Genomic DNA, 7,122 nt, shown 5'->3' with positions numbered 1-7,122 from the left:
ATCTCGGTTGACTTCAACCTCGAACAACCCGGCTGCCCGGCACTGCCCAAGGCTGCTGCCCACGGCCATTGGAACGTGGCCTGGAACGACAACCCGGACGACGCCAGCGCCGCCTTCGTGCGTGACCAGGCCAACGCCGAGACCAGCATCAGCGACTACGACATTCACCTGCCACAAGTGCTCAAGAGCCAGCTGACCCAAGCCCTGGTCGGCCATGACGGCAATGCCTTGAGCATCCCGGTGGTGGAAGTGCCGGCGGGCCAAACCACCGATACCGTGACCCTGTTCCTTTCCGGTGACGGCGGCTGGCGTGACCTCGATCGCGATGTCGCCGGCGAGATGGCCAAGCTCGGCTACCCAGTGGTGGGTATCGATACCCTGCGCTACTACTGGCAGCACAAGACGCCCGAGCAAAGCGCTGCCGACCTGTCCGAGTTGATGCAGCACTATCGGCAGAAATGGGGTACCAAGCGCTTCGTGCTCACCGGCTACTCGTTCGGCGCCGATGTGCTGCCAGCGATCTACAACCGCTTGCCAGTCGAAGACCAGCAACGGGTCGACGCGGTGATTCTGCTGGCCTTCGCCCGCAGTGGCAGTTTTGAGATCGAAGTCGAGGGCTGGTTGGGCAAGGAAGGCCAGGAAGCGCCGACCGGGCCGGAAATGGCCCGCATGCCGGCGGCCAAGGTGGTGTGCATCTATGGTGTGGAAGAAAGCGACGAGAGTGGCTGTACCGATCACACCGCGGTCGGCGAGCGCCTGAAACTACCGGGCGGGCATCATTTCGATGAGAACTACCCGGCGCTGGCCAAGCGCTTGATCGGCGAGATCGAGACGCGCCAGGGCAAATCGAGCGTCGCAGAGCAGAACTGATCGAAAGCGGATAAAAAACAGTGCTGCTGTGTCAGTTCAGGCCTCTGCGCGGGCAAGCCCGCTCCAATAGGGAATCTTGTGGGCGCGGGCTTGCCCGCGAAGAAGGCAGGACTGACACAACCCACGCAGCGTTCAAATCTCGACCTGGGTCCCCAGCTCGATCACCCGGTTCAACGGCAAATTGAAGAAGCGCAGATTACCGTTGGCATTCTTCAACAAGAAAGCGAACAACGTGCCACGCCAGCGCGCCATCCCTTCCAACCGCGAGGCGATCACCGTCTCTCGGCTGAGGAAGTAGGTCGTGCGCATGGGGCTGAAGTCCAGCTCTTCCAGATGGCACAGCTTCAGTGCCTGGGGCACATCCGGCTCATCCATGAAACCAAAGTGCAGCAACACTCGGAAGAAGCCATCGCCGTAGGCCTCCACTTCGAAGCGCTCCTGTTCCGGCACCCGCGGGCGGTCCTCACTGACCACCGTCAGCAGCACCACCTGGCTATGCAGTACCTGGTTGTGCAGCATGTTGTGCAACAGCGCGTGCGGCACTGCATCCGGCCGCGCGGTCAGAAACACCGCAGTGCCTTCGACCCGATGCGGCGGCTGCACACGAATGCTGCTGATAAATACCGGCAACGGCAGCGCCGCCTCATCGATGCGCTCCACCAAAATTTGCTTGCCGCGCTTCCAAGTGGTCATCAGCAAGAACAGCACGCTGCCGGCGAGCACCGGGAAAGCGCCACCCTGCACGACCTTGGGCAGGTTGGCGGTGAAAAACAGCGCGTCGACAAACAAGAACCCCAACAGGATCGGCACCGCCAGCAGCGGTGGCCACTTCCACAACAACAGCATCACCGTCGAGACCAGCAGCGTGGTCATCAGCATGGTGCCGGTGACTGCCACGCCATAGGCTGCCGCCAGCGCGCCGGACGACTCGAAACCGATCACCAGCAGCACGACCGCCACCATCAGTGCCCAGTTGACTGCGCCGATATAGATCTGCCCCTGCTCATCGCTGGAGGTGTGCTGGATCTGCATCCGAGGGATGTAGCCCAGCTGTATCGCCTGGCGGGTGAGCGAGAAGGCCCCGGAAATGACCGCTTGAGAAGCGATTACCGTGGACAGGGTGGCCAGCCCGATCAAAGGCAGCAGTGCCCAGGACGGCGCCAATAAATAGAACGGGTTACGTGCTGCCTCAGGATCGTGCAGCAACAGCGCGCCCTGACCGAAGTAGTTCAGCACCAGTGCCGGCAGCACCAGGATGAACCAAGCCCGAGCAATCGGCTTGCGGCCAAAATGGCCCATATCGGCATACAGCGCCTCGGCACCGGTCAGCGCCAACACCACTGCGCCAAGGATCGCCACGCCCATGCCGGGATGCACGATAAAGAAGCGCACCGCCCAGGCCGGATTGAAGGCGCTGAGCACTTCCGGGCTGTGGGAAATCCCATGCAGGCCCAACGCCGCCAGGACCAGGAACCAGGTCACCATCACCGGGCCGAACAGAATGCCGATCTTCGCCGTCCCGTGCTTTTGCACCAGAAACAGCGCCACCAGCACCACCACGGCAATCGGCACCACCCAATGGTCAATGCCATCGAAGGCCAGCCCCATCCCCTCTACCGCCGACAACACCGACACCGCCGGGGTGATCATGCTGTCGCCATAGAACAATGAGGCGCCAATAAGGCCACAACCGACCATCAGCATGCGCAACTTCGGATACGGCGCCGAAGCCCGCCGGGCCAAGGCGGTCAGTGCCATGATGCCACCTTCGCCCTGGTTGTCGGCACGTAGGATGAAGGTCACGTACTTGACCGACACCACCCAGATCAACGACCAGAGGATCAGCGACAGGATGCCCAGCACCCCATCATGGTTGACCGGCACCCCGTAACCGCCGGAGAAGACTTCCTTGAGGGTGTACAGCGGGCTGGTACCGATATCGCCGTAGACCACCCCAACAGCTGCCACCAGCAGGCTCAGCGGCCGTGCCGCGCCCTGCCCGCCTTCGGCGTGACTGCTTGCCTGAACCATCGACCACTCCCGCAGACGGCCTCGTCGGACCGATAGAATTGGCACGCCTGCCAGGGCATCCTAGATACGTCGCAGATACCGGCAGGCAATGGCGCAAAGCTTAGCGCAGCGTTCGTCGCTTTTCTGCTGGTCAAGCGACCTTGCGCTCGCTAGAATTGCGCACTTTTTGATCAGAGGCGCCGAAAGCGCCCGTCGGGATTGCCCTCGCCACCGCCAGGGCAACCGCTTTCAATGCCGAGGTTAGCTATGTCCACCACCCCCGCTCCTACCACGCCGAAGGTAGGGTTTGTCTCTCTCGGATGCCCGAAGGCATTGGTCGATTCCGAGCGCATCCTGACCCAGCTGCGCATGGAAGGCTATGAAGTCGTGCCGACCTACGAGGACGCCGACGTAGTGGTGGTCAACACCTGCGGCTTCATCGACAGCGCCAAGGCCGAGTCGCTGGAAGTGATCGGCGAAGCGATCAAGGAAAACGGCAAGGTCATCGTCACCGGCTGCATGGGTGTCGAGGAAGGCAGTATCCGTGACGTGCACCCAAGCGTGCTGTCGGTGACCGGCCCGCAGCAGTACGAGCAGGTAGTCAACGCCGTGCACGAAGTGGTGCCCCCGCGCCAGGACCACAACCCGCTGATCGACCTGGTGCCACCTCAAGGCGTCAAGCTGACCCCACGTCACTACGCCTACCTGAAGATTTCCGAAGGCTGCAACCACAGCTGCAGCTTCTGCATCATTCCATCGATGCGCGGCAAGCTGGTCAGCCGTCCGGTAGGTGAAGTGCTGAGCGAGGCCGAGCGCCTGGTCAAGGCCGGCGTCAAGGAGATCCTGGTGATCTCCCAGGACACCAGCGCCTATGGCGTCGACGTCAAGTACAAGACCGACTTCTGGAACGGCCGCCCGGTCAAGACGCGCATGCTCGAGCTGTGCGAGGCCCTGAGCAGCCTGGGCGCCTGGGTACGCCTGCACTACGTCTACCCCTACCCCAACGTCGACGACGTGATCCCGCTGATGGCGGCCGGCAAGATCCTGCCGTACCTGGACATCCCATTCCAGCACGCCAGCCCGAAAGTGCTCAAGTCGATGAAGCGCCCAGCGTTCGAAGACCGCACCCTGGCGCGAATCAAGAACTGGCGCGAGCAGTGCCCTGAGCTGGTGATCCGTTCGACCTTCATCGTCGGCTTCCCTGGCGAAACCGAAGAAGACTTCCAATACCTGCTCGACTGGCTGACCGAAGCCCAGCTCGACCGCGTTGGTTGCTTCCAGTACTCCCCAGTCGAAGGCGCCCCGGCCAACGACCTGGGCCTGGACGAAGTGCCGGACGATATCAAGCAAGACCGCTGGGACCGCTTCATGGCCCATCAACAGGCGATCAGCGCCGCGCGCTTGCAGATGCGCATCGGCAAAGAGATCGAAGTGCTGATCGATGAGGTCGAGGAACAAGGCTCGGTTGGCCGCAGCTTCTTCGATGCACCCGAGATCGACGGCAGCGTGTTCATCGATGGCGACCATGGCTTCAAGCCCGGCGACAAAGTCCGTTGCCGCGTAGTCGATGCCGATGAATACGATATGTGGGCTGAGCCTGTCTGAGGCTTTTTCCCACCGCGAGCCCCGCCAACTGGCGGGGCTTTTTTTTGCATCTATGGTTCATGAGAGGGCCGCCAGGCCTGCCGCTCCGGCAGAGGCTGCGATCGAGACAACGCACTCGGAGGATCACAGGGATGCGCTCGGCATTGACGCTGCAAACCCCGCATGTAAGCGACTACCCCGAGCTGGTTCGAGTCTGGGAAGCCTCGGTTCGCGCCACCCATGACTTCCTGCCCGATGCCTACATCCTGCTGCTGCGTGAGCATGTCCTGCGTCAGTACCTGGATGCAGTAATGCTGATCTGCTGCAAGGACGCCCGGCGCATTCTTGGTTTTGCCGGGGTGGCCAACGGCCGCGTCGATATGCTCTTCGTCGCCCCCGAGCAGCGTGGCAAAGGGGTCGGCAAGCGTCTGCTGCACTACGCCATCGATGAGCTGAACGCCGAACGGCTGGACGTCAATGAGCAGAACCCGCAAGCGCTGGGCTTCTACCTGCATGAAGGCTTCGAAATTGTCGGACGCTCGGCTACCGATGGTCTGGGCCAGCCCTACCCTCTGCTGCATCTGCAATTGCATCCGCGCAAACGCGAGCAACCCCGTTAGGAAACAGGGCAAATGGCACAGATTCCCAGCCCCAAGCACGTCTTGGCAGGTACAATGGCCGGTCTTTCCCTGCCTTTAGCGAATCGTCTCCATGTCTGAACCCGTGCGCCTGTCCAAACGCCTCATCGAGCAACTCGGCTGCTCCCGCCGCGAGGCCGAGCAGTACATCGAGGGCGGCTGGGTGACAGTCGATGGCGTGGTGGTCGAACAGCCCCAGTTCAAGATTGACGGCCAGCAGGTCGCCCTGCTTCCTGGCGCCCGCGCCGAGGCGCTGGAGCCGATCACCCTGCTGATCAACCAACCTGCCGGTATGGACGCTGAAAGCGCCCGCGCCAGCATTGGCATGGACAACCTTAGCCAAGCCCACAGCCAGGACGTACGGCCGCTGCACGGCCACTTTGCCCGGCTGGCCTGCGTCGCGCCGCTGGAGCGCGGGGCGACTGGCCTGCAGCTGTTCACCCAGGACTGGCGGGTATCCGGCAAGATCGAACGAGACCTGCGCAAGCTGGAGCAGGAATACATCATCGAGGTACGTGGCGAGGCCACCCCGCAAGCGCTGGAGCGCTTGGCCCGGGGCATCACCCGCAATGACCGCGAACTGCCCAAGGCCAAGGCCAGCTGGCAGAACGAGACCCACCTGCGGCTGGCCTTGAAGAACCCCCAGCCCGGCCAGATCAGCGAACTGTGTGCCAGCCTGCGGCTGGAGATCGTCAGCATGCGTCGGATCCGCCTGGGCGGTGTGTCGATGGGCAAGTTGCCCCTGGGCCAATGGCGCTACGTCGCCGTTACCGAACGTTTCTAAGCGATACCGCCGCGCAGCCTGTGCGCGGCATTGAACAGGATTTGCCGCAATGAACCACAACGACGTCCTGCGCAGCGTGCGCTACATGCTCAAGCTCAATGACCCGAAGATCGCCAAGGTCATCGAGTTGTCTGGCTTGGCAGTGTCCACCGAGGCAGTCGCCAGCTACATGAAGAAGGAAGAAGAACCCGGCTTCGTGCGCTGCCCAGATGAGGTCATGGCGCACTTTCTCGATGGCCTGGTGATTCATCGCCGTGGCCGCGATGACAGCCGCCCGCCGCAGCCACTGGAGCTGCCGGTGACCAACAACACCATCCTCAAGAAGCTGCGGGTGGCGTTCGAGCTCAAGGAAGAAGACTTGCACGCCATTCTCAAGTCGGTCAACTTCCCGGTGACCAAGCCTGAGCTCAGCGCGCTGTTTCGCAAGGTCGGCCATGAGAACTATCGCCCCTGCGGCGATCAGTTGCTGCGCAACTTCCTCAAGGGCCTGACCTTGCGCGTGCGCGGCTGAGTGGTCATGCAGCATACGGTCTCGCCCGTCGGCATCGTGCGCTCCTGCTTCAAGGAGAAGTTCGCCATCCCGCGCCAGCCACAGCTGGCCCCGGCTGCGCGTGGCGTGCTGGAGCTGCTGCCGCCGTTCGACCAGGGCGATGCGGTGGCGGGCCTGGAACAAGTCAGCCACGTCTGGCTGTTGTTCCTGTTCCATCAGGCCCTGGAAGACAAACCGCGGCTGAAGGTGCGTCCGCCGCGCCTGGGCGGCAACAAGAGCATGGGCGTGTTCGCCACGCGCGCCACCCATCGCCCCAACGGCATCGGTCAGTCGGTGGTCCGCCTTGAGGGTGTTGAGCCGGGGCGTTTGCTGCTGTCGGGGATCGACTTGCTCGACGGCACCCCGGTACTGGATATCAAGCCGTACGTGCCCTACGCCGACAGCGTCAGCGGCGCCAGCAACCTGATGGCCGACGGCGCCCCTGTGGCGATTGCCGTGGACTGGGCCGACAGTGCCCTGCTTCAGGCAGGCGAGCATGCCCAGCGCCTCGGCGAGCCGCTGGTGGAGCTGATCGAGCAGTGCCTGGCGCAGGATCCTCGTCCGGCCTATCAAGTGCCGCCGGTTGAGCGGGTGTATGGGGTCAAGTTCTGGGATGTGCAGGTGCGCTGGCATTATCCGCAGACCGATCGGATTCGGGTGCTGGAAGTGACGCTCGACTGCTGAGCCTTTCTCAACCGGTCTCATCG

7 protein-coding genes are annotated in these 7,122 nt (G+C 62.8%); 6 read left to right on the top strand and 1 reads right to left on the bottom strand.

Annotation, left to right across the window (positions count from 1 at the left end; genetic code table 11):
- Positions 1-870: virulence factor family protein (locus ACF8K2_RS06775; protein ID WP_392464029.1), on the top strand; the 870-nt coding region annotated here is incomplete at its 5' end.
- 132 nt (positions 871-1,002) lie between these two features.
- On the opposite strand, the gene ACF8K2_RS06770 is transcribed toward ACF8K2_RS06775, so the two are convergent.
- A complete protein-coding gene (locus ACF8K2_RS06770; RefSeq protein WP_392464028.1) occupies positions 1,003-2,901 on the bottom strand; it encodes a potassium transporter Kup in 1,899 nt (632 codons plus the stop codon).
- Between the two features lie 246 nt (positions 2,902-3,147).
- Between ACF8K2_RS06770 and rimO the strand changes: the two genes are divergently transcribed.
- The 5 genes from rimO (at position 3,148) to tsaA (ending at position 7,099) form a co-directional block, all read left to right on the top strand.
- Positions 3,148-4,485 carry a 30S ribosomal protein S12 methylthiotransferase RimO gene (gene rimO, locus ACF8K2_RS06765; protein WP_368971514.1) on the top strand — a complete coding sequence of 446 codons (1,338 nt, stop codon included), beginning with the start codon at positions 3,148-3,150 and terminating at the stop codon, positions 4,483-4,485.
- A gap of 131 nt (positions 4,486-4,616) precedes the next feature.
- Positions 4,617-5,084 carry a GNAT family N-acetyltransferase gene (locus ACF8K2_RS06760; RefSeq protein ID WP_392464027.1) on the top strand — a complete coding sequence of 156 codons (468 nt, stop codon included), beginning with the start codon at positions 4,617-4,619 and terminating at the stop codon, positions 5,082-5,084.
- A gap of 91 nt (positions 5,085-5,175) precedes the next feature.
- Positions 5,176-5,886, top strand: a complete 711-nt coding sequence (locus ACF8K2_RS06755; protein ID WP_392464026.1) for an rRNA pseudouridine synthase — start codon at positions 5,176-5,178, stop codon at positions 5,884-5,886.
- Between the two features lie 49 nt (positions 5,887-5,935).
- Complete coding sequence (locus ACF8K2_RS06750; RefSeq protein ID WP_186555375.1) at positions 5,936-6,397, top strand: DUF1456 family protein; 462 nt, start codon at positions 5,936-5,938, stop codon at positions 6,395-6,397.
- A 6-nt stretch (positions 6,398-6,403) separates the two neighbouring features.
- Positions 6,404-7,099, top strand: a complete 696-nt coding sequence (gene tsaA, locus ACF8K2_RS06745) for a tRNA (N6-threonylcarbamoyladenosine(37)-N6)-methyltransferase TrmO (RefSeq protein WP_392464025.1) — start codon at positions 6,404-6,406, stop codon at positions 7,097-7,099.
- The last annotated feature ends 23 nt before the right edge of the window (positions 7,100-7,122 follow it).

The sequence above is a fragment of the Pseudomonas sp. xss_2 genome, from assembly GCF_043104195.1.
GTDB classification, from domain to species: domain Bacteria; phylum Pseudomonadota; class Gammaproteobacteria; order Pseudomonadales; family Pseudomonadaceae; genus Aquipseudomonas; species Aquipseudomonas urmiensis.
This window is presented reverse-complemented; position numbering and strand designations above follow the sequence as displayed.